This window comes from Antiquaquibacter soli (assembly GCF_030580675.1).
Lineage (GTDB): Bacteria > Actinomycetota > Actinomycetes > Actinomycetales > Microbacteriaceae > Rhodoglobus > Rhodoglobus soli.
The window spans coordinates 358,194-383,795 of the sequence record NZ_JAUQUB010000001.1; the positions used below are offsets into that span (position 1 = coordinate 358,194).

Sequence of the window (25,602 nt, forward strand, 5' to 3'; positions counted from 1 at the left end):
TCGTCTGCCCGAATTTTCCCAGCATCTACTAAGGTGTGAAGCAAATACACGTCTGTCGACTCCGCGAGTACGGACTCGACGAACCACAAGGACTCACTTTGATGACTCAGCGCATTCGCACCGCTGCGGTCGCCATCGCGGGGGCGCTCGGCCTCCTCGTTGCGCCCGTCGCCCTGGCCGCCCCTGCTGCGGCCGCATACCCGGCGATCAACGTTCTTTTCTTCTCCAACGGGGACTTCACGAGCCCGACGTCGGAGGACGCAACGCAGATCGCCGCCCTCGAGGAAGTCGGCGCGACCGTGACCGTGTTCAACGGTGGCGACGGTCTACCCGCGACGTGGACGGCCGCTCTCGCGGGCAAGGATGCCTTGGTCATCCCCGAGAGCAGCCCGCTGCTCAACAGCATCGTGCTGCCCGTCGAATCCGCCGAGGTCATCGCCGACTGGGTTTCTGCCGGCGGCATCCTGCTGCTCCCGACGGTCGGTCAGGAGAACCTGCTCAGCCTCATCACGGGCGTGGACTTCACCTCGGTGTGGTCCACGGTCGGAGGCGGCGGCCCTTGGCCGTTCCTCGGCGGCGACTCGAGCTTCCCCGCCCAGCTCAGCTACTCGAACGGCACCTCGCCGATCAACATCTCGTCGTGGACGGACGTCCAGTACGAGGCGTCCGGTCCGGTGTACTTCGACGAGGACACCGATGAGCTCGCCGTGGGCGCCTTCCCCGTAGACGCGGGCATCATCTACACGCTCGCGTACGACTGGTACCCCGGCACGGAGCCGACCGACATCACCGCGCGGGCCGACTGGAACATCGTCCAGGGTCTCCTCCTCGGACTCCCGGTCGACGCGCCCGCCCCGGCCCCGCAGCTCGCCGCGACCGGCTCCTCCGTCGAGCCGGGTCTGTACGTCGGCGGCGCCGCGCTCCTGCTCCTCGCGGGTGCTGCGGTCGTGATCGTCGCGCGCCGCAAGGCCGTTGCGTAAGCGCTAAGCACCCTCAGAAGCGGCGGCCGGGTCATCCGGTCGCCGCTTCTGGCATTAACCCCGCGAACCGTGGCGGCTTCTCGGCGGCAGGATGTCGCCCGGTCGCGCCACCATGGACTCCATGAGCACCACCGCGCCATCCGCCCCACCCGCAACCGCCGCCACCGGCGGCCGCCTCGGGCTCGTGCAGGCGTCGGCGCTCTACATCGCGGCGGTGCTCGGCACGGGCATCCTCGCGCTCCCGGGCCTCGCCGCGGATGCCGCCGGCCCCGCCTCGATCGTCGCCGTGCTCGCGGTGCTCGGGCTGTCGATCCCGCTCGCGGGCACCTTCGCGGCGCTCGCGGCACGCTACCCCGACGCCGGGGGAGTGGCGACGTTCGTGCGCCTTGCGCTCGGCGATACGGCGGCGCGGATGGCCGGCTACTGGTTCCTGTTCGGCGTGCAGTTCGGGGCTCCCGTGGTGGCGACCCTGGGCGCCGAGTACCTCGTCGCCGCCCTCGGCGCGGACCGTTCGGTGGTGTGGATGATCGCCCTCGCGTTCCTCGCCGTGCCGCTCGCCGTCAACTTCTTCGGCCTGCGGGTGAGCGGCAAGCTGCAGCTCGTGCTCACCGGGCTGCTCGTCGTCGTGGTGGTGGGCGTGGTCGCCGTGACCGCGCCGGTGGTCGAACCCGCGAACTTCGAGCCGTTCCTGCCGCATGGCTGGGTGGGCGTCGGCATCGCGATCAGCCTGTTCGTGTGGGCGTTCGCGGGATGGGAGGCGGTCACCCACATCGCGGGGGAGTTCCGAGACCCGCGCCGCGTCATCCCGCTCGCCACCGGCATCGCGATCGTCGTCGTGGGGCTCGCGTACCTGGCGCTGCAGATCGTCACCGTCGGGGTGCTCGGCTCCGACAACGGGTTCAGCCAGGTGCCGCTCATCGACCTCGTCGCCGTGACCGTGCCCGGCATCGGGCCGATCGTCGTCGCCATGATCGCGGCCGTCGTCGCGGTCGGCGTGCTCAACGCGTACGTGCCCGCGTTCGGCAACCTCGCCGCCTCCCTCGGCCGCGACGGACACCTGCCGCGCTGGTTCGCGCGCGGCGCCGAGCCGGGCAGCGTTCCGCGGCGGGCGCTCGTGCTCATCAGCGCGATCACGCTCGGCTACTTCGGCATCGCGCTCTCGCAGGGCCTCGTGCTGACGCCGTTCATCCTCATCCACACGTCGTCGATGGTCGCCGTCTACGCGCTCGGCATGGTCGCGGCGGTGCGCCTGCTCGAGCGGTTCACGGTCGGGTGGTGGATGGCCGTCGTCTCCGTCGTCCTCGTCGCGGGCCTGCTCGTGCTCGCCGGCGGAAACCTCCTCGTCCCCGCGATCCTCGCGGTGATCGCCCTGCTCGTCACCCTCGTGAAACGGAGAACCTCGCGTGCCTGAGTACCGCGCCCATGTCGATGCCGTCATCCAGTTCGCCAACGGCGGCTCCCTCTCGACCGAGGGATTCCGCCTCGATCTGCCCAGCGCGGATGCCTCGGCCGACGACATCTCGCGCCTGCTCGTCCAGCACCTGGGGCTCACCCTCGTCGGCAGCGTCACGCTGTCGAACCTCGAGATCGTCGAGGAGCAGCACCGCGGTTCGCGCGGAATCGAGACGGCACCCGCGCAGTCAGCAGCGCCGTCGCGGCGCGTGGTCGACCTGAGCCACGTCATCCGTGCGGGCCTCGTCACCTACCCGGGCCTGCCCGCACCGACTATCACCCCGCACCTCACGCGCCAGGACTCCCGCGCGAAGTACGCGCCCGGCACCGAGTTCGCGATGGACATCATCACGATGATCGGCAACACCGGCACCTACCTCGACAGCCCGTGGCACCGCTACGGCGACGGTGCCGACCTCGCCGGCCTCGACCTCGGCACGCTCGTCGACCTCCGCGCGGAGGTGTTCCACGTCACCGACATCGCTTCGCGCGGGGTGCCCGCGAGCGTCTTCTGGGACCGCGACGTGACGGATGCCGCGGTGCTCATCCACACCGGCTGGGACCGCCACTTCGGTACCCCCGCCTACGCCTCCGGCTCCCCGTACCTCGACACCGCGGCCGTCGAGTACCTCGTCGGTCAGGGCGCCGCGCTCGTCGGCATCGACGCCCTCAACATCGACGACACCGAGAGCGGGGGCGAGCGGCCCGCGCACTCGGGGTTGCTTGCGGCGGGCATCCACGTCGTCGAGCACCTCACCAACCTCGGGGCGCTGCCGGCGCGCGGCGCGCGGTTCACGGCGGCGCCGCCCGCGGTGGAGGGCTTCGGCACGTTCCCCGTGCGGGCGTTCGCAATCGTCGAGTGACGCGGGCGCCCGGCGCGCAACCCGTGGGCTAGTGTCGGGAGGCATGAGCACGGCCCCCGGCAGCCCGCAGGCGAACATCCGCCAGGTCGCCGCGCGCGCCGGCGTCTCGCACATGACCGTCTCGCGGGTGCTCAACGGGCACCCGAGTATCGCGCCCGCCACGCGTGAGCGGGTGCTCGAGGCGATCCGCGAGCTCGACTACCGGCCGAACAGCGCCGCTCGCGCCCTCGCGACGCGGCGGTCCAACCGGCTCGGCGTCATCGTTGAGAGCGTCGTCGAATTCGGGCCGGGCAGCACCGTGCGCGCGATCGAGGACGCCGCCCACGAGCGCGGCTACACCGTCTCCACGATCACCGTCGACCGCACGGTTACCGCGGACGACGCGATCGCCACCCTGCGCGCGATCGGCGTCGACGCCCTCTGCCTCATCACCCCGCGCTCCGAGTCCCTCGAGCTGCTGCGCGCGACCGCCGACGCCGTGCCGACCCTCGTCGTCGCGTCCGAGCCCGAGGCCGGGCTGTACACGGTCGCGGTGGATCAGCGCCTCGGCACGCGCCTCGCGCTCGAGCACCTCGTGGAGCTCGGGCACCGCAGCATCCTGCACCTCGCCGGCCCGCTGGACTGGCTGGATGCCCGCGCGCGCGACCGCGAGTACGCCGAGCACCTCGAGCGCTCCGGCATCCCGATCCGACCGGTCGTCGTGGGGGACTGGACCTCCGACTCGGGCTACGCCTTCGGGCGCTCGCTCGGCGGTCGGCCGGACTTCACGGCGGTGTTCGCGGCGAACGACCAGATGGCGCTCGGGCTCGTGCACGCGCTGCACGAGTCGGGCATCCGGGTTCCCGACGACGTGAGCGTCATCGGCTTCGACGACCTGCCGGACGCGCGCCACTTCCTGCCGCCCCTCACGACAGTGCGCCAGGACTTCCGCGCGCTCGGGTCGCTCGCCGTGGATGCCCTGCTCGCCGGGCTCGAGGGCGGGGATGTCCCGTCCCGATCGCTCATCGAGCCGGAGCTGGTCGTGCGCGCCTCGACGGCACCCCCGCGCTCGGCGTAGGGCATCCCGCCAGTCCGCCCCTCTCGGCGCGATCCGCACGCCGAGGCACTCGGATTGCGCCGAAAACCGCAGATAGAACCCGCGCGGTCCGCCGCCCCGAGTATCAGGATGCCCGGCGCTTGCTCCGACGCAGTGTGACCGGTAACATCAACCCCCGTGAGCACCTTCAGCCTCGCCGTCGAGGCCGCCATCGCCGAGACCCGCCGCGACGTCGCCGAACTGCACGGGGAGCTCGTCCGCAATAACCTCATCGTCTGGACCGGGGGCAACGTGTCCGGCCGCGTCCCGGGCGCCGACCTCTTCGTCATCAAGCCGTCGGGCGTGAGCTACGACGACCTCGCCCCCGAGAACATGATCCTGTGCGATCTCGACGGCGACGTCATCCCCGGCACCGAGGGAAGCGACCGCAGCCCGTCGAGCGACACCGCCGCCCACGCCTACGTCTACCGGCACATGCCGACGGTCGGCGGCGTCGTGCACACCCACTCCACCTTCGCGACCGCGTGGGCCGCTCGCGGCGAGGAGATCCCGTGCGTCATCACCGCGATGGCGGACGAGTTCGGCGGACCCATCCCCGTCGGTCCGTTCGCGATCATCGGGGATGACTCGATCGGCCGTGGCATCGTCGAGACCCTCGCCGGTCACCGCTCGCGCGCCGTGCTCATGCAAAACCACGGCCCCTTCACGATCGGCGTCTCCGCGCGCGACGCCGTGAAGGCCGCCGTCATGGTCGAGGATGTCGCGCGCACCGTGCACCTCGCCCGCGAGGCCGGACCGCTCATCCCCATTCCCCAGGAGGCCATCGACCGCCTCTTCGACCGCTACCAGAACGTCTACGGACAGAGTGAGGACGAGCGCCGATGAACGCCGCACCCGACACCTCCACGACCGCGGCCTGGATCCGCGACGGCCGCACGAGCCTCGGCATCGAGCTCGGCTCGACGCGCATCAAGGCGTGCCTGATCGGTGACGACCCGTCGGTCGTCCTCGCGGTCGGCGAGTTCGAGTGGGAGAACCAGCTCGTCGACGGGCTGTGGACGTACTCGCTCGACGACGTGTGGTCGGGGCTGCAGGCGGCGTTCGCCGCCCTCGCCGCCGACGTCCAGCGCCGGCACGGGACCCCGCTCGAGACGATCGGCGCGATCGGCGTCTCCGCGATGATGCACGGCTACCTCGCCTTCGACGACGCCGACCAACTTCTCGTGCCGTTCCGCACGTGGCGCAACACGAACACCGGTCCGGCGGCAACCGAGCTCACTCGCGAGTTCGGAGTGAACATCCCGCTGCGCTGGTCGGTGGCCCACCTGTACCAGGCGGTCGTCGACTCCGAGGCCCACGTGCCGAGCATCCGCTTCGTCACCACCCTCGCCGGTTACGTGCACTGGCGCCTCACCGGCGAGAAGGTGCTCGGTATCGGCGACGCGTCCGGAATGTTCCCGATCGACGACGCGACCCGCGGCTACGACCCCGGGATGCTCGCCCGCCTCGACGAGCTCGTGGCGGGCCGGGGCATCCAGCGTCCGGTCGCCGAGCTGCTGCCGCGCGTGCTCCCCGCGGGGGCGGAGGCAGGCTCGCTCACCGAGGAGGGTGCGCGACTGCTCGACCCGACCGGCGCATTGGGTGCGGGCATCCCGCTCTGTCCGCCCGAGGGCGACGCGGGCACCGGAATGGTCGCGACGAACTCGGTCGCGCCGCGCGCCGGCAACGTGAGCGCCGGCACGAGCATCTTCGCGATGGTCGTGCTCGAGAGGCCGCTGCAGAACGTCCACGAGGAGCTCGACCTCGTGACGACCCCGGCGGGCGACCCGGTGGCGATGGTGCACTGCAACAACGGCGCGAGCGAGCTCGCCGCGTGGGTGTCGCTCTTCCGGCGGTTCGCTGCCGCGGCCGGGGCCGATCTCGACGCGGATGCCGCCTACCGGGCCCTCTTCACGGAGGCGCTCGAGGGCGAGGCCGACGCGGGCGGGGTGTTCGCCTACAACCAGCTCTCCGGGGAACCGATCGCGGGACTCGAGGAGGGGCGCCCGCTCGTCGTGCGCACGGACGAGAGCCGCTTCACTCTCGCGAACTTCATGCGCGCCCAGCTCTACGGCGTGTTCGCGACCCTCAGCCTCGGCATGACGGTGCTCGACGACGAGGGCGTCGCCCTCGACCGCATGTTCGCGCACGGAGGCATCTTCCGCACCGCGGGAGTCGCCCAGCGGTTCCTCGCCGCGGCGCTCGGCGCCCCCGTCTCCGTCGCCGACACCGCGTCCGAGGGCGGGGCGTGGGGCGTCGCCGTGCTGGCCGCCTACCGCGCCTCAGGAGAGACGACCACCCTCGCGGAGTACCTGCGCGACCATGTCTTCCGCGGCGCGAGCCTCCACGTCATCGAGCCGTATCCCGACGACGTCGCCGGCTTCGCCGCCTACCTCGACCGATACCGCGCGGGCCTCGCCATCGAGCGCGCCGCCGCAGCCGCACTGTAAGCAGAAGCACTGTAAACAAAGGACACCAGCATGGCCAGCATCATCCCCGACCTGAAGACCAAGACGGTCCGCTTCCTCACGGGCAGCCAGGACCTCTACGGCGAGGAGACCCTCCGCCAGGTCGCCGAGCAGTCGCAGGCCGTCGCCCGCGTGCTGCAGGAGTCGAGCGACATCCCCGTCACCGTCGAGTGGATGCCCGTGCTCAAGTCGAGCGACGCGATCCGTCGCGCCGTGCTCGACGCGAACTCCGACGACAGCGTCATCGGCGTCATCACGTGGGCGCACACCTTCAGCCCGTCGAAGATGTGGATCCACGGGCTCTCCGTGCTCGAGAAGCCCCTGCTGCACCTGCACACCCAGGCGAACGTCGCACTGCCGTGGGAGGAGATCGACTTCGACTTCATGAACCTGAACCAGGCCGCGCACGGCGACCGCGAGCACGCGTACATCCTCAGCCGCATGAACGTCGCCCGCAAGACGGTCGTCGGCCACGTCAGCAACCCCGCGGTGATCAAGCAGATCTCCGACTGGTCGCGCGCCGCCGCCGGGTGGGATGCCGCGCAGAACATGAAGCTCGCGCGCTTCGGTGACAACATGCGCTTCGTCGCCGTCACCGAGGGCGACAAGACGGAGGCGGAGATCCGCCTCGGCGTGCAGGTAAACACGTGGGGCGTCAACGAGCTCGCCGACGCCGTGCACGCGGCGTCCGAGTCGGACGTCGACGACCTCGTCGCCGTGTACGAGGAGACCTACGACGTCGTCCCCGAACTGAAGAAGGGCGGCGAGCGCCACGACTCCCTCCGCTACGGTGCGGCCATCGAGCTGGGCCTGCGGAGCTTCCTCGAAGCTGGCGGGTTCTCCGCTTTCACCACGAGTTTCGAGGACCTCGGCGCCCTGCGCCAGCTGCCCGGCCTCGCCGTGCAGCGCCTCATGGCCGACGGCTACGGCTTCGGCGCTGAGGGTGACTGGAAGACGGCCGTGCTCGTGCGCGTCGCCAACGTCATGGGCGCGGGGCTGCCGGGTGGGGCATCCCTCATGGAGGACTACACGTACCACCTCACGCCGGGGGAGGAGAAGATCCTCGGCGCGCACATGCTCGAGGTGAGCCCGTCGCTCACGACCTCGAAGCCGAGCCTCGAGATCCACCCGCTCGGCATCGGCGGCAAGGAGGACCCGGTGCGCCTGGTCTTCACCGCCGACAGCGGCCCCGCGGTCGTCGTCGCGATGAGCGACATGCGCGACCGGTTCCGCCTCGTCGCCAACGTCGTCGAGAATGTGCCCCTGGATGCTCCGATGCCCAAGCTTCCCGTCGGGCGGGCCGTCTGGAAGCCGGCCCCGGACTTCGCGACCTCCGCCGCGGCCTGGCTCACCGCGGGAGCGGCGCACCACACCGTCATGTCGACCGCGGTCGGCGTGGACGTGTTCCGCGACTTCGCCGAGATCGGCGGCCTCGAGCTGCTCGTCATCGACGAGGACACGACCCTGCGCGACTTCCAGCGCGAGGTCAAGTGGAACGCGGCGTACTACCGCCTCGCCCAGGGCATCTAGCAACGGAAGGGGCTGGCCGGCTCGTGCCGACCAGCCCCGTCCACCTCAGTGCGCGAGCACCGGCTCCGCGTCATCCGCCGCCCGGGGCGCGTGCGACAGCGACAGCCCGTCGCCGCGCCGACGGAAGAGCAGCGCCGACATGACGGCACCCACGGCGAAGAACCCGGCGCCCCACCAGTACGCGGTCGCGTAGCTCGCGAGGGCGGCCTTCGTCGCGACCTCGGCGGTCACCGGTGCGTGGGCGGCGAGGTAGTCGGTCGCGGCCGTCGCGGCGAGCGTGTTGAGCAGCGCGGTGCCGATCGATCCGCCGACCTGCTGGCTCGTGTTGACCATCGCGGAGGCGACTCCGGCGAACTGGCGGTCGACCCCGAGCGTGGCGGTCTGCATCGAGGCGGGCATCATCGTGCCCATCGCGGTGCCCATGATCATGAGCGGGATGAGTACGTTCGGCGCGTAGCTGCTCGACTCGTCGAGTCGCGTGAGCAGCACCATGGCGATGACGCCGAGGATCATGCCCGCGGGAACCATGATCTTGGGGCCGAGGCGCGGCACGAGGAAGTTCGTCCCGATCTGGGCGGCGAGCACGAGCATCCCGATCATGGGCAGGAAGGCGAGGCCGGTCTGGATGGGCGAGTAGCCGAGCGTCGCCTGCAGGTAGTAGGTGACGAACAGGAAGATGCCGAACATCCCGGCACCCGCGATGAGCACGGACAGGTACGCGGCGCCGCGGTTGCGGTCGAGCACGATCGCCAGCGGAAGGAGCGGGTGGGATGCCCGCAGCTGCCACAGCACGAACGCGACGAGTAGCACGCCCGAGCCGGCGAGCATCCCCCACGTGAGGGGAGCATCCCAGCCGTCGGTCTCGGCGTGCGAGAACCCGAAGACGAGGGCGAACAGCGCCGCCGAGACGAGCAGCGTGCCCGGGATGTCGAGGCGGGGGCGATCGCCGCTGCGCGCGATGGTGGGAACGAACACGAGCGCGCCGACGAGCGCGACGGCGGCGATGACGACGTTGATGTAGAGGTTCCAGCGCCAGTCGAGGGACTCGGTCAGCACCCCGCCGAGCAGGAGGCCCACGGCGCCCCCGGCTCCGGCGATGGCGCCGAAGACGCCGAACGCTCGGGCGCGCTCCTTCGGCACGGTGAACGTCGTCGTGAGCACGGCGAGGGCGGTCGGTGCGAGGAGCGCGCCGAAGACGCCTTGAAGCGCGCGGGCCGCGACGAGCAGCTCGAAGGAGCCGGCGGCTCCGCCGAGGGCGGAGGCGATCGCGAATCCGATGAGGCCGATGATGAAGGTGCGCTTGCGGCCGATGAGGTCGGAGAGCCGCCCGCCGAGCAGCAGGAGGCTGCCGAAGGCCAGGGAGTAGGCGGTGATGATCCACTGGCGGTCGCCGTCGGAGAATCCGAGGTCGGCCTGCGCGGACGGCAGGGCGATGTTCACGACGGTCGCGTCGAGCACGACCATGAGCTGGGCGAGCCCCACGACGACCAGCGTGAGCCAGCGGCGGTTGTCCACCGCGGGGATGATGGTTTCAGACATGCTGGACACTATATACGGAACTCAATAGTTCCGGATATCATCGGTACAGGAATTAATGCGCTGGTAATGTTGACGACGGAGCAGGAAGGGGCGCGGCGATGCGGCAGGCGGAACTCACCGACTCCAAGCCTCGGCTCGGTCGCAAGCGCGACGACTCCCGCGATCCGGAGATCCTCGATGCCACGCTCGACGTGCTGGCCGAGCACGGCTACGACGGCATGACCATCGACATGGTCGCCGCGCGCGCGAAGGCGGGCAAGGCGACGCTCTACCGGAGGTGGCCGTCGAAGCCGGAGCTCGTGCTCGATGCCGTCGCGTGCATGAAGGCGACGACCCTCGACCCGCAGAGCCTGCCCGACACCGGCACCCTGCGCGGTGACCTCATCGCCATGATCAAGGCGCCGACTCTGCGGGATGCCGAACGCAAGCTCAAGGTGATGGCGGGCATCGTGTCCATGATCGCCCGCAACCCCGAGCTCGCGGATGCCGCGCGGGACGCACTGGTCGAGCCCCGGGCGGCGCTCAACCGCATCATCTTCCAGCGCGCGGTCGACCGCGGCGAGATCTCCGCCGACGTGGACATCGAGACGCTCATCGGCATCGCTCCGGCGATCGTCGCCTACCGAACCCTTCTGCTGCAGAAGCCGGTGACGCGAGAGTTCATGATCTCGACGATCGACACCGTCGTGCTGCCTGCCGCCGGCGTTCGCCCGAGCTGACTCCGGCGTCGGGTCCCGCAGGCCGGATGTCGGCTCTGCGCCCCCGACGGGCCATAATGAATGTGAACGTACACACGAGCAATGGAGCGCGGGACGAGCCACATGGAGCCAGAGAAGGTCCGCGCGCCGAACATCCGTGACGTCGCCCGCCTCGCGGGGGTCTCGTACCAGACAGTCTCGCGCGTCCTCAACGAGCACCCCAGCATCCGCGAGTCGACGAAGCAGCGCGTTCTCGATGTCATCCAGGAGATCGGCTACCGCCCCAATCAGGCCGCGCGAGCCCTCGTCACGAGTCGATCGCGAACCATCGGCGTGCTGACGACGCAGACCGTCAACTACGGGCCATCGACGAGCGTCTCCGCGATCGAGGTCGCGGCGCGCGAGGCGGGCTACCGCATCACGGTGACGAGCATCTCGTCGACCGACTACACCGCCATCCGCAGCGCCCTCGACTACCTCCTGACGCAAGCGGTCGAGGCGCTCGTCGTTATCGCGCCGCAAGTGCGCGTGCTCGACGCCATCCGCGAGATGGACTTCGGCGTGCCCTACGTGACTCTCCAGAACGCCGATGTCGGCGGCGGCGAGCACTCGATGTCCGTCGACCAGGTGGCCGGCGCCCGCATGGCGACGCGGCACCTCATCGAGCTCGGCCACACCGAGATCATGCACATCTCGGGCCCGCAGGACTGGATCGAGGCGGAGGCGAGGATGCAGGGCTACCTCGAGGCGATCAACGAGAAGGATCTACGCACTCGCGCCCCCATCCTCGGCGACTGGACGGCGCACTTCGGCTACTACGCGGGGCTCGAGCTGCTGCGCTTCCGCGACTTCACGGCTCTGTTCGCGAGCAACGACCAGATGGCGCTCGGCTTCATCCATGCCTGCTGGGATTCGGGGCTGGATGTCCCGGGCGACATCAGCGTCGTCGGCTTCGACGACATCCCGGAGGCGGCCCACTTCTACCCGCCGCTCACGACGGTGCGCCAGAATTTCGCGGAGATCGGCCGACGGGCGGTCTCGCTTCTCGTCTCGGAGCTCCAGGGCATCACCGTCGACCACGCCCAGATCGTGCCCGAACTGGTGGTGCGCCGGTCCACCGCCGCCCCGCGGTAAGCCGGTTACCGAACCGTGACCGACCGGTATTCGCCGCCCGCTTGACAGATGTGACCGTTTCGCGTGTAATCTGATGGTCGTCATGTGAAACGGTCACATTGCGTCACATGATCAGTCGGAAACCTGAGACAACGGAGTCGCATGAGCGCGTTCAGCCCGGAGATCGAGGTCGCCATCGCGCGCACTCGTGACGAGGTGTCGGCGCTCCACGCAGAGCTGGTCCGCAACGGACTCGTCGTCTGGACCGGCGGAAACGTGTCCGGCCGAGTCCCCGGTGCGGACGCCTTCGTGATCAAGCCGTCGGGAGTGAGCTACGACGAGCTGCGGCCGGAGAACATGATCGTCTGCGACCTCGAGGGGCGCGTCATCCCCGACACCCCCGGCAGCGACCGCGAGCCGTCGAGCGACACCGCCGCCCACGCCTACGTCTACCGCCACATGGAGCACGTCGGCGGAGTCGTGCACACCCACTCGCCCTACGCAACCGCGTGGGCGGCCCGCGGCGAGGCGATCCCGTGCGTGATCACCGCCATGGCCGACGAGTTCGGCGGCGAGATCCCGGTGGGCCCGTTCGCGATCATCGGGGACGACTCGATCGGCCGCGGCATCGTCGAGACCCTCACCGGCCACCGCTCGCGTGCCGTGCTCATGCAGAACCACGGCCCCTTCACGATCGGCCGCAACGCGCGCGACGCCGTCAAGGCGGCCGTCATGGTCGAGGATGTCGCGCGCACCGTGCACCTCGCCCGCCAGGGCGGCGCGCTCCTGCCGATCCCGCAGGACGCCATCGACTCGCTCTTCGACCGCTACCAGAACGTCTACGGACAGGCCGCCCAGGGGGCCATGCCGTGACCACACAGACTCGCCGGGCTGCGTCCCGGATCGAGACCCGGCCTTCATGGACGAGGCCGGGGTTTGCACCACAAACGACAATGACGTCCATCAATCGAAAGGAAACACAGTGAAGAAGATGTCACTTCTTTCGCTCGTTGCGGCCGGTGCCATGGTCGTGGGCCTCGCAGCCTGCGCCCCCGCCGGTGACAGCGGTTCCGGCGGCGGTGAGGGCGGCCTCATCGGCGTCGCCATGCCGACGAAGTCGTCGGAGCGCTGGATCGCCGACGGCGACGCCCTCAAGGCCACGCTCGAGGAGCAGGGCTTCCAGGTCGACCTCCAGTACGCCGAGGACGACATCCCCACGCAGGTCAGCCAGGTCGAGAACATGATCACCAAGGGCGCCAAGGCTCTGATCATCGCGGCGATCGACGGCACCACGCTCACGAGCGTGCTGCAGGAGGCCGCTGACGGTGGCATCCCGGTCATCGCGTACGACCGCCTCATCCGCGACTCGGAGAACGTCGACTACTACGCGACGTTCGACAACTTCCTCGTCGGCCAGCAGCAGGCCTGGACCCTGCTCAACGGCCTCGGCCTGACCGAGCTCGACGGCACCCCGATCGCGGACGCGCCGGCTGGCCCGTTCAACATCGAGCTGTTCGCCGGCTCGCTCGACGACAACAACGCCTTCTTCTTCTTCAACGGCGCCATGGACGTGCTCCAGCCGCTGATCGATGACGGCACCCTCGTCGTGAAGTCGGGTCAGACCGACATCGAGCAGGCCGCCACGCTCCGCTGGGACGGCGAGACCGCCCAGAGCCGCATGGAGGACCTCCTCACGGCGAACTACTCGGACGGCAGCAAGGTCAACGCGGTCCTGAGCCCCTACGACGGCATCTCGCGCGGCATCATCTCCGCGCTCACGGACGCCGGCTACACGGTGGGCGAGGGCTGGCCGATCATCTCCGGCCAGGACGCTGAGATCGACTCGGTCAAGGCCATCCTCGCGGGCGAGCAGTACGCCACGATCTTCAAGGACACTCGCGAGCTCGCGAAGGTCGCGGCTGGCATGGCCGTCGCGATCCTCAACGGCGAGGAGCCGGAGATCAACGACACCGAGACGTACGACAACGGCAAGAAGGTCGTCCCGTCGTACCTGCTCCAGCCGGTGCCGGTCGTCAAGGACAACGTCGAGTCCGCGCTCGTTGACACGGGCTACTGGACGGCGGAGGAGCTCGGCCTGTAATCAGGCCGGACTCTGAGTCCACCTAGCCGGTGGTGGGGGAGAACCCGATCTTCCCCGCCACCGGCATCCTCAGTACCCTCCCCCTAACGGTCCCAACAAGGAAGTCGGCCACGACGTGACACAGAACATCCTCGAGATGCGGTCCATCACGAAGACCTTCCCCGGCGTCAAGGCGCTCTCCGACGTCACCCTCCAGGTGGCGCGCGGCGAGGTGCACGCCATCTGCGGCGAGAACGGCGCGGGAAAGTCCACCCTCATGAAGGTGCTCTCGGGCGTCTACCCGCACGGCAGCTACGAGGGCGACATCGTCTTCGAGAACGAGGTCGTCGAGTTCAAGGACATCCGTGACTCCGAGGCCAAGGGCATCGTGATCATCCACCAGGAGCTCGCACTCAGCCCCTACCTCTCGATCGCCGAGAACATCTTCCTCAACAACGAGGTCAAGGGCCGCTTCGGCCTCATCGACTGGGACAAGGCGAACAGCGAGGCCGCGAAGCTCCTCGCCCGAGTCGGCCTGCGCGAGAACCCGACGACGAAGATCCTCGACATCGGCGTGGGCAAGCAGCAGCTCGTGGAGATCGCCAAGGCGCTCTCGAAGCGAGTGAAGCTGCTCATCCTCGACGAGCCGACCGCGGCCCTCAACGACGAGGACTCGGATCACCTGCTCGACCTGATCCTGCACCTCAAGGAGCAGGGCATCACGTCGATCATCATCAGCCACAAGCTCAACGAGATCAAGAAGATCGCCGATTCGGTCACGATCATCCGTGACGGCAAGACGATCGAGACGATCGCCAAGACGGACGTCACGGAAGAGCGCATCATCAAGGACATGGTCGGCCGCGACCTCGAGCACCGCTACCCCGATCACACGCCGCACATCGGTGAGGAGATCCTGCGCGTCGAGGACTGGACCGCCCACCACCCGCAGGACGTCAACCGCGTCGTCGTCGACAAGGTCAACCTCAACGTCCGCCGCGGTGAGATCGTCGGTATCGCCGGCCTCATGGGGGCCGGTCGCACCGAGTTCGCGATGAGTCTCTTCGGCCGCAGCTACGGCACCCGCATTTCGGGTCGCGTCTTCAAGGCGGGCGAGGAGATCCACACCCGCACCGTCGACGAGGCGATCCGCAACGGACTCGCTTACGCGACGGAGGACCGCAAGCAGTACGGCCTCAACCTCATCGAGGACATCAAGCGCAACATCTCGATGGCCTCGCTGAGCAAGCTCGCCACGGGCGGGCTCGTCAACGACAACGAGGAGTACAAGGTCGCCAACGAGTACCGCAAGTCGCTCAACATCAAGGCGCCGAACGTGCTCGTCAAGACGGGCAAGCTCTCGGGCGGCAACCAGCAGAAGGTCGTGCTGTCGAAGTGGATCTACTCCGACCCCGACGTGCTGATCCTGGATGAACCGACCCGAGGCATCGACGTCGGCGCGAAGTACGAGATCTACACGATCATCAACCGCCTCGCCGCCGAGGGCAAGGGCATCATCGTGATCTCGTCCGAGCTGCCCGAGCTGCTTGGCATCTGCGACCGCATCTACGCGCTCTCGGAGGGACGGATCACCGGCGAGCTGCCGATCGAGGAGGCCAACCCCGAGGCCCTCCTCAAACTCATGACCATGGAAACGCCCCGCTAGCGGGCTGGCGAACCACGCACAAGGAGCACACTTCAATGACGGACACCAGTACCAAGCAGCCGGGCGCGGCGTCGCGCGCGTCGTCGACGCTGAGCCACATCGTCAGCGACCTCGGCAAGAACGGCATCTTCATTGCCCTCATCGCGGTGGTCGTGCTGTTCTCGATCCTCACGCAGGGCATCCTGCTGCGGCCGCAGAACATCTCGAACCTCATCGTCCAGAACGGCTACATCCTCATCCTCGCCATCGGCATGGTGATGGTCATCGTCGCAGGCCACATCGACCTCTCCGTCGGATCGGTCGCGGCCTTCATCGGAGCCGTGTCGGGTGTGTTCGCGGTGAAGATGGGGCTGCCGTGGTGGCTCGCGATCATCCTCTCGCTCGCGATCGGCGCGCTCGTGGGGGCCTGGCAGGGCTTCTGGATCGCCTACATCGGAATACCTGCGTTCATCGTGACGCTCGCGGGCATGCTCATCTTCCGCGGGCTCGCGCTCGTGGTGCTCGGCAACGCGAACATCGGTTCGTTCCCTGAGCAGTACCGGGCGCTCGGCAACGGGTTCTTGACGGATGTCTTCGGAGACTTCGCGATAGACCCGCTCACCATGGGCGTCGGCGTCCTTGCCGTCATCGGCTTCGTCGTGCAGCAGGTCCGCACCCGTCGGGGTCGCCAGAGCTACGGCCAGGACGTCGAGCCGATGGGCTGGTTCGTCGCGAAGATCGTGCTGCTCACGGCGGGCGTGCTCGCCTTCGCCTACGCCCTCGCGAGCTTCAAGGGCATCCCGATCACGCTCATCATCCTCGCCGTGCTCGTGATGGTCTACGGCATCGTCACCAACCGCAGCGTCTTCGGCCGCCACATCTACGCGATCGGCGGCAACCGCCACGCGGCCGAGCTCTCGGGCGTGAAGACCCGCCAGGTGGACTTCTGGATCTTCGTGAACATGGGCTTCCTCGCCGCGCTCGCGGGCCTCGTCTTCACGGCGCGACTCAACCTCGCCGGACCGAAGGCCGGTGACGGCTTCGAGCTCGAGGCGATCTCGGCGGCGTTCATCGGCGGCGCGGCGGTCCAGGGCGGTGTCGGTACGATCGGCGGCGCCATCATCGGTGGTCTCATCATCGGTGTGCTCAACAACGGAATGTCGATCCTCGGCATCGGCATCGAGTGGCAGCAGGCCGTGAAGGGCCTCGTGCTCCTCTTCGCCGTCGCCTTCGACGTCTTCAACAAGCGCCGGGCGGGCGGCGCGTAACTCGCGCTCCACCACCACGACGAAGGCCCCGGGATGCAGCATCCCGGGGCCTTCGTCGTGTGTCAGGCGCGACCGGCCGCCGCCCTGGACCGCCGCGACAGGGAGTCGATGACCACTGCGAGCAGGAGCACCGCGCCGGTGATGATGTAGCGCAGCGACGAGTCGGGGTTGATGAGGGCGAGCCCCGATGTGATCGACATGATGACGATGACGCCGAGGACGGCCGAGAGCGCGGAGCCGCGACCGCCGAACAGGCTCGTGCCGCCGATGACCGCGGCCGCGATGGCGTTGAGATTGGTGTCGCCGCCGCCGCTGGACTGGTTCGCCGCCGCGAGCCGGGCCGCCGCGAAGACTCCGCCGAGGGCGGCGAGGCTCGAGCACAGCACGAAGACGGAGACGTACACGCGGTTGACCCGGATGCCCGCCCGCCGGGCCGCCTCGACGTTGCCGCCCACGGCGTACACCGAGCGACCCCAGCGGGTTCGGGTGAGGGCGAGCTGGGTGAGCGCGGCGAGCAGCAGGAAGAGCGCAAACATCACTCCGACGCCGCGCGAGAGGTTGAGGTACCACGCGGCAGCGGTGAGCAGCACGAGCAGCGCCACGGACCGCACGATGATGGTCCGCAGCGGCACCGCGGGCAGGCGCGCCTCGGTGCGGCGCCGCGCGAGCACGACCTGGCTCCACGCGTAGCTGCCGACCGCCGCGACGACGAGCGTGTACGAGAGCCACGCGGGCAGGAACCACTGCGTGCCGAACTGCACGATCCATGACTCGAAGGGCAGGTTGATCGACCCGGTGCGGCCGAGCACGGCGAGCTGCACGCCGAGTACGCCGAGGAGCCCCGCGAGCGTGATCACGAAGCTCGGCACCCCAAAGCGGGTGCGGATGAGGCCGAACAGCAGGCCGACGAGAGCGCCGGATGCCACGGCCGCGACGAGCACGACCGGCAGGGGCATCCCGAGCTCCACGAAGCCGACCGCGAGCACCGCCGACGCGAGCCCGCTCACCGACCCGACCGACAGGTCGATCTCGCCGATGAGCAGCACGAGAACGACGCCGAGCGCGATCGTGCCGACGGCCGCGCTCTGCATAGTGAGGTTGACGAGGTTGGTGCTCGACAGGAACGTGGGGTTCAAGATCTCGAAGACGATCCAGATCACGATGAGGCCGGCGACAACGGGGGCCGAGCCGAGGTCGCCGCCGCGGGCGCGCGCCACGAAGTCGCGGACGGCCGCCCGAGCCCCGGACTCGTTCGGGTCGGCGATCGTCGGGATGTCGGTCGTCGTCATCGCGCCACCGCCGCCGGTCGGGTGCCGCGCAGGAGGGAGGCATCGCTGGCTCCGGTGATCGCGCCGATGATCATCTCGCTCGTGACATCCGCGACCCGCAGGTCGCCGTTGTTGCGACCGAGGCGCAGCACGACGATGCGGTCGGAGACCGCCTGGACGTCGGCGATGTTGTGGCTGATCAGGATGACCCCGAGCCCGCGCTCGCGCAACCGCTCGATGAGGTTCAGCACCTCCGCCGTCTGCGCGACGCCGAGCGCGGCGGTCGGTTCGTCGAGGATCACCACCTTCGGATCGCCGACGAGCGAGCGCGCGATCGCGACCACCTGGCGCTGCCCGCCGGAGAGCGCCGCGACCGGCACGCGCACGGAGGGGATGCGCGCGTTGAGCTCGCGCAGGAGCGTCCACGACTGCTGCTCCATCGCCACCTCGTCGAGGCCGCCGTTGGTGAGCAGCTCGCGGCCGAGCCACAGGTTGCTGACGACGTCGAGGTTGTCGCACAGCGACAGGTCCTGATAGATCGTCTCGATGCCGAGCCCGCGAGCCTCGGTCGGGTTGGAGATCGTGACGGGCACGCCCTCGAACGAGATCTCGCCGGCATCCTGCGGGTGCACGCCGGAGAGGATCTTCACGAGCGTCGACTTGCCCGCCCCGTTGTCTCCGACGATCGCGACGACCTCGCCGGCATACACGTCGAGGTCGACATCGGTGAGCGCGCGGACCGCGCCGAAGCGCTTGCTGATGCCGCGAAGCGACAGCAGGTGCTCGGCCGGTTGGGTGGAGTACGTCATCGGCTCACCTGATCCTCGCTGCCGCGCAAGCCGCGGCGTACTCTGCTGTGCAGATCTGCTCTACCGTGTACAGCCCGTCGGCGACGACGGAGCTCAGCACCGTCTCGACGGTGACGACCTGCGCGTCGAGCAGGGTCGTCGGGGTTCCGCCGATCGTGAGCTCGCCGGTCACCGGACGCCCCTCGACGAGATCGTCGACGATCTCCGCCGCGAGGGCCGCCTCGGCGCGGATGTCCTTGTAGATGGTCATGTACTGGTCGCCCGACACGATCCGCTGGATGGCGGCGAGCTCGGCATCCTGCCCGGTCACGACCGGGAAGTCCCGGATGCCCGCCGCCTTCAGCGCGGCGATGGCACCGCCGGCCGTGCCGTCGTTGGCGGCGTAGACGCCGCTGATCCGGTCGCCGTACAGCGTCACCTGGCTCGCGACCCAGTCCTGGGCCTGGTTGGGGCTCCAGTCGGGGGTGTCGAACTCGGCGAGGATCGGGTAGCCGCTCGCCTCGAGCGCGGCGGTGGCGCCCCGCTTGAACTGCTGCGCGTTGTTGTCGGTGGGCGAGCCGTTGACCATGAGGATGCCGCCCGTCGCGCCCGTGTCATCCAGCCGCTCGACGAGGGCCTGGGCCTGCAGGTCGCCGATCGTGTCGTTGTCGAAGGAGATGTAGTAGGCGAGTTCGCCGCCGTCGACGATGCGGTCGTAGGCGATGACGGGCACCCCCTGGGCGTTCGCGGCGATGACGATGCTCACCGCCGCGGCGGAGTCGACGGGATCGAGCACGAGCACTTCGACGCCGGACGCGAGGGCGGCTTCGGCCTGCGACTGCTGCTTCGCGGCATCCTGGTCGGCGTTCGAGTAGAGGACCGAGTAGTCGCCGAGCTCCTCGAGCCGCTGCGTGAAGATCGGCCGGTCGAGCGCTTCGTAGCGCGCGGTCTTGACGTCGGGGAGCAGGAGCGCGACCTTGATGGAGCCGTCGTCGGGGGAGCACCCGACGAGGCAGGATGCGGCGACGACGGCGCACAGGGCGGCCTGCGCTGCTCGTCTCACCGTGATCATCTGGATCTCCACCTTCGTTGGTGCCCGCTGGTCGGGGTACTGCGTGTGTCGGACTCGGAACTCGTTATCGGGGCGGCCTGACGTCGGCGCCGAGGCCGACGTTCTCGATCGCCAGGGCCAGGCAGCCGAGGACCTCGGCGCGGTCGCCGAGCTCGCCCTGGACCACCATGGGCACGCCTCGGGGGCCGGCGAGCGCCGAGCGGTCGAGGGCGTGGCGCAGCGGCGCCAGGAGCGTCTCCCCGGCCCGGGCGAGCTCGCCGCCGATGACGAGCAGCTCCGGGTCGAAGAGGTTCGAGAGGCTCGCGGCGGCGATGCCGACGTGGCGCCCGGCGTCGGCGATGACGCGGCGGGAGCTGGCATCCCCGGACTCGGCGCGCAGCAGCAGGTCGCGGAGGCGCTGGATGCCCGGGTCGTCGCGGAACAGCTCGAGCAGGGCAGGGCCGCCCGCGAGCGTGTCGAGGCACCCGCGGCTCCCGCACCGGCAGATCGGGCCGTTCTCGTCGATGGTGATGTGGCCGATCTGGCCGGCCTTGCCGCTCGTGCCGCGGTAGATGGCGCCGTTGATGATGAGCCCCGCGCTGATGGTGTGGCCGACTTGGATGTACGCGGCATCCCGAGAGCCGCGGGCAGACCCCGAGCGTGCTTCCGCGAGCCCGCCGAGGTTGGCCTCGTGATCGACGAAGACGGGGACGTTGACGCGCTGCGCCATCGCCTCGCTGATCGAGACGTGCTCCCACCCGCGCAGGAGGCCGCCCGTCGCAAGCCGGCCGGTTGCCGCGTCGACGGGCGCGGGCAGGCCTATGCCGATGCCGAGCAGGTCGGTGAAGGAGGCGTTCACCGATTCGAGCATGTCGCTCAGCAGGAGAGTCGCCCGATCGAGCTCGCGGTCGTGACGGTGGTCGAGGGCGAGCGGAACGTGGTTCTCGGCGACGATCGTCTTGCTCACGTCGGAGATCGCGACGCGCAGGTGGCGGCTCGAGAAGTGGAGCCCCGCGACGAGGCCGAGGTTGCGCGCGAGGGTCACCTCGGTGGCGCGCCGGCCCGATCGCGACGTCACGGAGGTGTTGAGAACGCCCGACGCGGCGAGCTCCTTGACGATGTTGGAGACGGTGGCGGGGGAGAGGCCGGTGAACCCGGCGAGCTCGACCTGCGTGAGGTGTCCGTGGTGCTTGAGCGACTCGACGATGCGCACACGATTGGCTTCGCGCAGTGAAGTCTGCGAACCGGGGGTGGGGCTGCGGCTCGGCACCCTGCCAAGATACACTCGCCGGTCCCGTCGCGCTCGTCCTGCCGAGCCTTTCCCGGGCGTGCTGAAACGTTTGAATTCAAGCAATAGAGGCGTATGCGTCTCAGCTTTTTTGTCGATCGTCAAAACAAACCCCGCATAAGGCCCATAATCGCCCGGAATTTCGGGCCGTTACCATCTTGTTATCTGTGAGTTCGTCGGCGCTCTATCTTCAAAGCTTGAACTCATGCACAATCATCCTGCCACCGCTCGACGATGAGCGTGGTACTCGAGGAGTTTCGCCTCACACCACAGAAAGGGAGTGACGTGAAGAAGTCTTCATGGATCTCAATCGCCGTCGCGGCCTCCGCTTCAGCACTGCTGCTGTCGGGATGCTCGGCACCGGCGGACGGCGGCGACTCCGCCGCGGCCCGCGCCTGCATCATCCTTCCCGACACCGCCTCGTCTCCCCGCTGGGAGTCGGGCGACCGCCCCGCCCTCGAGAAGGCGTTCACCGACGCCGGCTTCGAGTCCGACATCCAGAACGCCCAGGGCGACGAGGCCAAGTACGCGACCATCGCCGAGCAGCAGCTCAGCGAGGGCTGCGGCGTGATGATCCTCGTCGACTACAACAGCGCCGGAGTGCAGGTCGCTCAGAAGGCCAAGGACCAGGGAATCCCGGTCATCGCCTACGACCGCCCGATCGCGGGAGCCGACTACTACGTCTCCTTCGACAACGTGAAGGTCGGCGAGCTCGAGGGCCAGTCGATCCTCGACGGTCTCGCGGCCGCGGGCAAGGACCCGGCCACCGCGTCGGTCGTCTACGTGCCCGGTGACCCGAAGGACGGCAACGCCGCGATGTTCTCCGAGGGCGCCACGAGCGTCATGGAGGCCGCCGGCATCAAGGCCGCCTTCGAGACCCCCGGAACCTGGGACCCGGCCACGGCCGGCACCGGCTTCGAGCAGGCCTACACCGCCCTCGGCGGCAACATCGACGCGGTCTGGGTCGCCAACGACTCCAACGCCGCCGCGGTGATCGCCGTCCTCGACAAGAACGGCAAGACGGTCCCCGTGTCCGGTCAGGATGCCTCGATCGCCGGTCTCCAGAACGTGCTCCTCGGCAAGCAGACCGCCACGGTCTACAAGCCGTTCCAGCTCGAGGCCGAGGCCGCGTCGAAGCTCGCCATCCAGCTGCTCCAGGGCGAGACCCCGTCCGTCGACAAGAAGCTCGACGACGGAACGCCGTTCATCGCCGTGACCCCGACGCTCGTCGGCCCGTCCGACGTGCAGAAGGTCGTCGACGACGGCAACGCGACCGCCGCGGAGATCTGCACCGACGCCGTCAAGGCGGCGTGCGAGCAGTACGGCGTCAAGTAGCACCACCTAGCAAGTGAGGGGCCCTGCATCGGCGGCGTGCCGACGCGGGGCCCCTCCCTTAACGATTCCCCTTCGTGCCGACACGCGGCACACTGGGTGTCGCGGGCAGCGTCGCCCGCGACGATGAAAGGACTTCGGCATGGATGTGCCTGTAATCGAACTGTCGGGTGTCGTCAAGAGCTTCGGCCCTGTCGACGTACTCAAGGGGGTCAACCTCACCGCCTACGCCGGCAAGGTCACCGCCCTCGTCGGTGACAACGGTGCCGGCAAGTCGACTCTCGTCAAGGGGCTCGCCGGAGTGCAGCCGTTCGACGCGGGGGAGGTGCGCTTCGCGGGGGAGCCCGTCGCGCTCCACACCCCGCGCGAGGCATCCGCTCTCGGCATCGAGGTCGTGTACCAGGACCTCGCGCTCTGCGAGAACCTCGACATCGTCCAGAACATGTTCCTCGGCCGGGAGGAGACCGCCGCAGGGACCCTCGACGAGGGCGTTATGGAGCGCCAGGCCTCCGAGACACTGCAGTCCCTATCCGTTCGGACCGTGAAGTCGGTGCGGCAGAAGGTGTCGTCGCTGTCGGGCGGTCAGCGCCAGACGGTTGCGATCGCGCGCTCCGTGCTCAAGAAGGCCAAGCTCGTCATCCTCGACGAACCGACCGCCGCCCTCGGAGTGGCGCAGACCGAGCAAGTGCTCGCCCTCGTGCGGCGCCTCGCCGAGTCGGGCGTCGCCGTCATCATCATCAGCCACAACCTCGTCGACGTCTTCAAGGTGGCCGACTACATCAGCGTGCTCTACCTCGGCAACATGGTCGCCCAGCTCGAGACGAAGGACACGAACAACAACGACGTCATCGGCTACATCACCGGTGTCAAGACCTACGAAGGAAGCCGCGCATGACCACGACCCCGGCCACGCCGCCCCCGACGATCGGCAGCGGTCACGAGGGCTCCGCCCGCGATCAGATCAGCGCCTACTTCCGCACGGTGCGCCAGGGAGAGATGGGTGCCCTGCCCGCGATCGGCGGATTCGTCGTGCTCGCGATCCTGTTCAGCTTCCTGAGCTCGTCGTTCCTCACGCCGCTCAACCTCGCCAACCTCCTCACGCAGAGCGCGACGCTCATGACGCTCGCGATGGCGCTCGTCTTCGTGATCCTGCTGGGGGAGATCGACCTCTCCGCCGGTGTGACCTCCGGCGTGACGGCGGCGATCTTCGTCGTGCTCGTGCACAACTTCCAGGTGCCCTGGCTGCTCGCGCTCGCTGCGGCTTTCGCGGCGGGCCTCGCCATCGGAACGTTCATCGGATTCTTCGTCGCGCGCGTCGGCATCCCCTCGTTCGTCGTGACCCTCGGCCTGTTCCTCGGGTTCCAGGGCCTCCAGCTCGTGATCATCGGCACCGGTGGCGCGTATCGCATCGAGACTCCCGAGATCGCGGCGATCATGAACAAGAACCTCCCGATCCCGGTCGGGTGGGTGCTCTACGGCGTCGCGATCGCGCTCGCCGTCGGCATCGCGCTGTGGGACCGCGCCCGTCGCACTCGTGCCGGAGTGGCGAACCGCCCGCTCATCCTCATGTGGGGCCGTCTCGTCGCGATCGCGATCGCGGGCGCGCTGTTCGTCGCGTTCATGAGCATCGACCGCGCAGCGAGCCGCGGCACGCTCAACGGAGTCGAGATCCCGCACGATGCGATCGAGGGAGTGCCGATCGTCGTGCCGATCGCCGTCGGCCTGCTCTGGATCGGTACCTTCGTGCTCGACCGCACCCGCTACGGGCGTCACCTCTACGCGGTCGGCGGCAACACCGAGGCGGCACGACGTGCCGGAATCAAGGTGGCGGCCATCCGCATGTCCGCCTTCATCGTGTGCTCGACGCTCGCCGTCGTCGCGGGCCTCTTCGACGCCAGCCGCATCGGCGTCGTTACCGCGTCCTCGGGAAGCCAGATCGTGCTGAGCGGTGTCGCGGCTGCCGTCGTCGGCGGCGTGAGCCTCTTCGGCGGTCGTGGCCGGCTCGTCCACGCGGCAATCGGCGCCCTCGTGATCGCGGTGATCGCGAACGGCCTCGGACTGCTCGGCCTCCCGGCGGGAATCAACTTCCTCGTCACGGGCGGCGTGCTCATCCTCGCGGCGACGATCGACGCCCTCTCCCGCAAGCGAGCGGGCGGCACGCTCATCCGGTAGTCGACGAGGGCGGGCGGGTCAGCCCCGTCGGTCGCGCAGCCACCCGGCCTGGCGCTGCCACTGGTGGCCCTGCCCGCCCTCGTGCCCGTTGAACTCGTAGACGTCGAGCGTCTTCTCGCCCCCGGCGTAGTGGTTGAAGGCGGCGTACACCGTCGAGGGCAGCACGATGTCGTCCATGAGGCCGACGGAGAAGCGGGCGGGGGCGGTCGCCCGACGGGCGAAGTTCACGCCGTCGAAGTAGGAGAGGGTCTCGAAGACCTGCTCCACGCGGTCGCGGTGCACCGAGAGGTACGTCGTCAGCTCGGTGAACGGGGCGCGCGGCGTGCGCTGCGCGGAGCGTCGGAAGTCGCACAGGAACGGGACATCCGGCATCACCGCGCTCAGGTCGGGAACGAGCGCGGCGACGGCGAGCGAGATCGCCCCGCCCTGGCTGCCACCCGTCACGGCGGTACGAGAGGCGTCGACGAAGGGCAGGCTGCGCGCCGCATCCACCGCCCGCACCGCGTCGGTGAAGAGCCGCCGGTAGTAATAGGTCTCGGGATGCTCGATGCCCTTGGTCATCACACCGGGCGTCGTCGGACCGGAGCCGTGCGGATCGGGAGTCGCGCCACCGGTGCCCCAGTTGCTCGCCTGTCCGCGGCTGTCCATGAGGAGGTGGACATAGCCGGATGCCGCCCACGCGAGGTTCTCGTGCGGCAGCCCGCGACCGCCGCCGTACCCGCGGTACTCGACCACGACGGGCCGCGGCGCGTCGCCGCGCGGCCGGGTCAGCCAGCCGCGGATCGGTTCGCCGCCGAAACCGGGGAAGACGATGTCTTCCACGACGAGCTCGCTCACCGGGGTGTCGGCGGGCGAGAGCTCGGGGTCGCCGCCGTGCGCGCGTGCCTCGGCAATGGTGCTCGACCAGAAGTCGTCGAAGTCGGCGGGCTGGGGGATCTCGGGGCGGTAGCGGGCGAGCTCTTCGGGGGAGAGATCGGTGAAAGCCATGGCGG

Annotated in this window: 22 protein-coding genes; 16 read left to right on the forward strand and 6 right to left on the reverse strand. The window is 69.2% G+C overall.

Features of this window, described 5'->3' with window-relative positions:
* Window positions 1-101 precede the first annotated feature (101 nt).
* The 7 genes from Q5716_RS01830 (at window position 102) to araA (ending at window position 8,368) form a co-directional block, all read left to right on the forward strand.
* Window positions 102-980, forward strand: a complete 879-nt coding sequence (locus Q5716_RS01830; protein ID WP_305001383.1) for an LPXTG cell wall anchor domain-containing protein — start codon at window positions 102-104, stop codon at window positions 978-980.
* 121 nt (window positions 981-1,101) lie between these two features.
* Complete coding sequence (locus Q5716_RS01835; protein ID WP_305001384.1) at window positions 1,102-2,391, forward strand: APC family permease; 1,290 nt, start codon at window positions 1,102-1,104, stop codon at window positions 2,389-2,391.
* Window positions 2,384-3,295, forward strand: coding sequence for a cyclase family protein (locus Q5716_RS01840; protein WP_305001385.1), 912 nt, complete (start codon window positions 2,384-2,386; stop codon window positions 3,293-3,295). The genes Q5716_RS01835 and Q5716_RS01840 overlap by 8 nt, the downstream gene beginning before the upstream one ends.
* Before the next feature lie 43 nt (window positions 3,296-3,338).
* The gene (locus Q5716_RS01845) at window positions 3,339-4,352 is read left to right on the forward strand and encodes a LacI family DNA-binding transcriptional regulator (protein ID WP_305001386.1); all 1,014 of its coding nucleotides are present in this window, start codon (window positions 3,339-3,341) and stop codon (window positions 4,350-4,352) included.
* A gap of 156 nt (window positions 4,353-4,508) precedes the next feature.
* Window positions 4,509-5,216: an L-ribulose-5-phosphate 4-epimerase gene (locus Q5716_RS01850; protein ID WP_305001387.1), complete on the forward strand. Its 708-nt coding sequence runs from the start codon at window positions 4,509-4,511 to the stop codon at window positions 5,214-5,216.
* Window positions 5,213-6,820: a xylulokinase gene (locus Q5716_RS01855; protein ID WP_305001388.1), complete on the forward strand. Its 1,608-nt coding sequence runs from the start codon at window positions 5,213-5,215 to the stop codon at window positions 6,818-6,820. The genes Q5716_RS01850 and Q5716_RS01855 overlap by 4 nt, the downstream gene beginning before the upstream one ends.
* Before the next feature lie 30 nt (window positions 6,821-6,850).
* Window positions 6,851-8,368, forward strand: coding sequence for an L-arabinose isomerase (gene araA / locus Q5716_RS01860; protein WP_305001389.1), 1,518 nt, complete (start codon window positions 6,851-6,853; stop codon window positions 8,366-8,368).
* 45 nt (window positions 8,369-8,413) lie between these two features.
* Here araA and Q5716_RS01865 read toward each other — a convergent pair whose 3' ends face one another.
* A complete protein-coding gene (locus Q5716_RS01865; protein WP_305001390.1) occupies window positions 8,414-9,907 on the reverse strand; it encodes an MFS transporter in 1,494 nt (497 codons plus the stop codon).
* 98 nt (window positions 9,908-10,005) lie between these two features.
* On the opposite strand from Q5716_RS01865, the gene Q5716_RS01870 reads away from it, so the two are divergent.
* From Q5716_RS01870 to mmsB, 6 genes are all read left to right on the forward strand, one after another.
* The gene (locus tag Q5716_RS01870) at window positions 10,006-10,626 is read left to right on the forward strand and encodes a TetR/AcrR family transcriptional regulator (protein WP_305001391.1); all 621 of its coding nucleotides are present in this window, start codon (window positions 10,006-10,008) and stop codon (window positions 10,624-10,626) included.
* An 81-nt stretch (window positions 10,627-10,707) separates the two neighbouring features.
* A complete protein-coding gene (locus Q5716_RS01875) occupies window positions 10,708-11,739 on the forward strand; it encodes a LacI family DNA-binding transcriptional regulator (protein WP_305001392.1) in 1,032 nt (343 codons plus the stop codon).
* 141 nt (window positions 11,740-11,880) lie between these two features.
* Window positions 11,881-12,591: an L-ribulose-5-phosphate 4-epimerase gene (locus Q5716_RS01880; protein ID WP_305001393.1), complete on the forward strand. Its 711-nt coding sequence runs from the start codon at window positions 11,881-11,883 to the stop codon at window positions 12,589-12,591.
* Window positions 12,592-12,709: 118 nt separating this feature from the next.
* Window positions 12,710-13,819 (forward strand): multiple monosaccharide ABC transporter substrate-binding protein, encoded by a 1,110-nt coding sequence (gene chvE / locus Q5716_RS01885; protein ID WP_305002947.1) that lies wholly within the window; start codon window positions 12,710-12,712, stop codon window positions 13,817-13,819.
* Between the two features lie 136 nt (window positions 13,820-13,955).
* A complete protein-coding gene (gene mmsA / locus Q5716_RS01890) occupies window positions 13,956-15,464 on the forward strand; it encodes a multiple monosaccharide ABC transporter ATP-binding protein (RefSeq protein ID WP_434056601.1) in 1,509 nt (502 codons plus the stop codon).
* A 35-nt stretch (window positions 15,465-15,499) separates the two neighbouring features.
* Window positions 15,500-16,711, forward strand: coding sequence for a multiple monosaccharide ABC transporter permease (mmsB, locus tag Q5716_RS01895; RefSeq protein ID WP_305001395.1), 1,212 nt, complete (start codon window positions 15,500-15,502; stop codon window positions 16,709-16,711).
* 62 nt (window positions 16,712-16,773) lie between these two features.
* Here mmsB and Q5716_RS01900 read toward each other — a convergent pair whose 3' ends face one another.
* The 4 genes from Q5716_RS01900 to Q5716_RS01915 all read right to left on the reverse strand — a co-directional run bounded on the left by Q5716_RS01900 (window position 16,774) and on the right by Q5716_RS01915 (window position 21,088).
* Window positions 16,774-18,000: a sugar ABC transporter permease gene (locus Q5716_RS01900; protein WP_305001396.1), complete on the reverse strand. Its 1,227-nt coding sequence runs from the start codon at window positions 17,998-18,000 to the stop codon at window positions 16,774-16,776.
* A complete protein-coding gene (locus tag Q5716_RS01905; protein WP_305001397.1) occupies window positions 17,997-18,788 on the reverse strand; it encodes an ATP-binding cassette domain-containing protein in 792 nt (263 codons plus the stop codon). Before Q5716_RS01905 ends, Q5716_RS01900 begins: the two co-directional genes overlap by 4 nt.
* 4 nt (window positions 18,789-18,792) lie before the next feature.
* Complete coding sequence (locus Q5716_RS01910; protein ID WP_434056574.1) at window positions 18,793-19,839, reverse strand: sugar ABC transporter substrate-binding protein; 1,047 nt, start codon at window positions 19,837-19,839, stop codon at window positions 18,793-18,795.
* 64 nt (window positions 19,840-19,903) lie between these two features.
* Window positions 19,904-21,088: an ROK family transcriptional regulator gene (locus tag Q5716_RS01915; RefSeq protein WP_305001399.1), complete on the reverse strand. Its 1,185-nt coding sequence runs from the start codon at window positions 21,086-21,088 to the stop codon at window positions 19,904-19,906.
* A gap of 303 nt (window positions 21,089-21,391) precedes the next feature.
* On the opposite strand from Q5716_RS01915, the gene Q5716_RS01920 reads away from it, so the two are divergent.
* From Q5716_RS01920 to Q5716_RS01930, 3 genes are all read left to right on the forward strand, one after another.
* Window positions 21,392-22,441 carry a sugar ABC transporter substrate-binding protein gene (locus tag Q5716_RS01920; protein WP_305001400.1) on the forward strand — a complete coding sequence of 350 codons (1,050 nt, stop codon included), beginning with the start codon at window positions 21,392-21,394 and terminating at the stop codon, window positions 22,439-22,441.
* Window positions 22,442-22,580: 139 nt separating this feature from the next.
* Window positions 22,581-23,333, forward strand: coding sequence for an ATP-binding cassette domain-containing protein (locus Q5716_RS01925; RefSeq protein ID WP_305001401.1), 753 nt, complete (start codon window positions 22,581-22,583; stop codon window positions 23,331-23,333).
* The gene (locus tag Q5716_RS01930) at window positions 23,330-24,610 is read left to right on the forward strand and encodes a sugar ABC transporter permease (protein ID WP_305001402.1); all 1,281 of its coding nucleotides are present in this window, start codon (window positions 23,330-23,332) and stop codon (window positions 24,608-24,610) included. Before Q5716_RS01925 ends, Q5716_RS01930 begins: the two co-directional genes overlap by 4 nt.
* A gap of 18 nt (window positions 24,611-24,628) precedes the next feature.
* On the opposite strand, the gene Q5716_RS01935 is transcribed toward Q5716_RS01930, so the two are convergent.
* A complete protein-coding gene (locus tag Q5716_RS01935; protein WP_305001403.1) occupies window positions 24,629-25,597 on the reverse strand; it encodes an acetylxylan esterase in 969 nt (322 codons plus the stop codon).
* Window positions 25,598-25,602: the final 5 nt, after the last annotated feature.

Excerpts from the sequence above, each read along its gene's own strand:
- Q5716_RS01830 (WP_305001383.1), top strand. The coding sequence starts at position 102 with ATGACTCAGCGCATTCGCACCGCTGCGGTCGCCATCGCGGGGGCGCTC.
- Q5716_RS01870 (WP_305001391.1), top strand. The coding sequence starts at position 10,006 with ATGCGGCAGGCGGAACTCACCGACTCCAAGCCTCGGCTCGGTCGCAAG.
- Q5716_RS01855 (WP_305001388.1), top strand. The coding sequence starts at position 5,213 with ATGAACGCCGCACCCGACACCTCCACGACCGCGGCCTGGATCCGCGAC.
- Q5716_RS01935 (WP_305001403.1), bottom strand. The coding sequence starts at position 25,597 with ATGGCTTTCACCGATCTCTCCCCCGAAGAGCTCGCCCGCTACCGCCCC.
- chvE (WP_305002947.1), top strand. The coding sequence starts at position 12,710 with ATGTCACTTCTTTCGCTCGTTGCGGCCGGTGCCATGGTCGTGGGCCTC.
- mmsB (WP_305001395.1), top strand. The coding sequence starts at position 15,500 with ATGACGGACACCAGTACCAAGCAGCCGGGCGCGGCGTCGCGCGCGTCG.
- Q5716_RS01845 (WP_305001386.1), top strand. The coding sequence starts at position 3,339 with ATGAGCACGGCCCCCGGCAGCCCGCAGGCGAACATCCGCCAGGTCGCC.
- Q5716_RS01880 (WP_305001393.1), top strand. The coding sequence starts at position 11,881 with ATGAGCGCGTTCAGCCCGGAGATCGAGGTCGCCATCGCGCGCACTCGT.
- Q5716_RS01875 (WP_305001392.1), top strand. The coding sequence starts at position 10,708 with ATGGAGCGCGGGACGAGCCACATGGAGCCAGAGAAGGTCCGCGCGCCG.
- araA (WP_305001389.1), top strand. The coding sequence starts at position 6,851 with ATGGCCAGCATCATCCCCGACCTGAAGACCAAGACGGTCCGCTTCCTC.
- Q5716_RS01900 (WP_305001396.1), bottom strand. The coding sequence starts at position 18,000 with ATGACGACGACCGACATCCCGACGATCGCCGACCCGAACGAGTCCGGG.
- Q5716_RS01925 (WP_305001401.1), top strand. The coding sequence starts at position 22,581 with ATGGATGTGCCTGTAATCGAACTGTCGGGTGTCGTCAAGAGCTTCGGC.
- mmsA (WP_434056601.1), top strand. The coding sequence starts at position 13,956 with ATGCGGTCCATCACGAAGACCTTCCCCGGCGTCAAGGCGCTCTCCGAC.
- Q5716_RS01865 (WP_305001390.1), bottom strand. The coding sequence starts at position 9,907 with ATGTCTGAAACCATCATCCCCGCGGTGGACAACCGCCGCTGGCTCACG.
- Q5716_RS01910 (WP_434056574.1), bottom strand. The coding sequence starts at position 19,839 with ATGATCACGGTGAGACGAGCAGCGCAGGCCGCCCTGTGCGCCGTCGTC.
- Q5716_RS01905 (WP_305001397.1), bottom strand. The coding sequence starts at position 18,788 with ATGACGTACTCCACCCAACCGGCCGAGCACCTGCTGTCGCTTCGCGGC.
- Q5716_RS01930 (WP_305001402.1), top strand. The coding sequence starts at position 23,330 with ATGACCACGACCCCGGCCACGCCGCCCCCGACGATCGGCAGCGGTCAC.
- Q5716_RS01835 (WP_305001384.1), top strand. The coding sequence starts at position 1,102 with ATGAGCACCACCGCGCCATCCGCCCCACCCGCAACCGCCGCCACCGGC.